General features: G+C 74.8%; 1 protein-coding gene. It reads left to right on the top strand.

The annotated features are described in order from the left end of the window. Nucleotides 1-571, top strand: a 571-nt coding sequence (locus tag FRW57_RS22685; RefSeq protein WP_152187146.1) for an urease subunit beta, incomplete at both ends; no start/stop codon positions are given.

The following is a 571-nucleotide window of genomic DNA, read 5'->3' on the forward strand; positions in this document are numbered from 1 at the left end:
CGTGGCCGAGGCGGCCAGGGACGGGTTGCGGCTGGCGGAGGCGATCGCCCGCGGCCGCGAGGTGCTGGGCGCCGACGAGGTCCTGCCCGGCGTGGCCGACGTGGTGCGGCAGGTGGAGGTCGAGGCGGTGTTCGCCGACGGGACCCGACTCGCTGTGGTGCCCGAACCCTTCGGTCCGGCAGGCGGTTCCGTCGAATCGCCCGGCGCCGTGCTCCCCGCGCAACCGGCCGCGGCCGCCATCGACGACACCGACCAGACGCACCTGACGGTCGTCAACGAGTCCCTGGTGCCGATCAGCGTCACCTCGCACTTCCACTTCTTCGAGGTCAACCCACGACTGCGGTTCGACCGGGCCGCAGCGTGGGGCACCCGGCTGGCGATCCCGGCCGGTTCGGTCCAACGCTTCGACCCCGGCGTGCCGACCGAGGTCGCCGTGGTGCCCATCGGGGGTGACCGGGTCGTGATCGGTTTCGCCGGGCTCGTGGACGGCCCGCTCGACGCCCCGGGCGCGCGCGAGCAGGCGCTCGAACAGGCCCGGGGCTGCGGCTACCTCGATGCGTCGGCGGCCGGC

This window comes from Segeticoccus rhizosphaerae (assembly GCF_009192725.1).
Classification (GTDB): domain Bacteria; phylum Actinomycetota; class Actinomycetes; order Actinomycetales; family Dermatophilaceae; genus Segeticoccus; species Segeticoccus rhizosphaerae.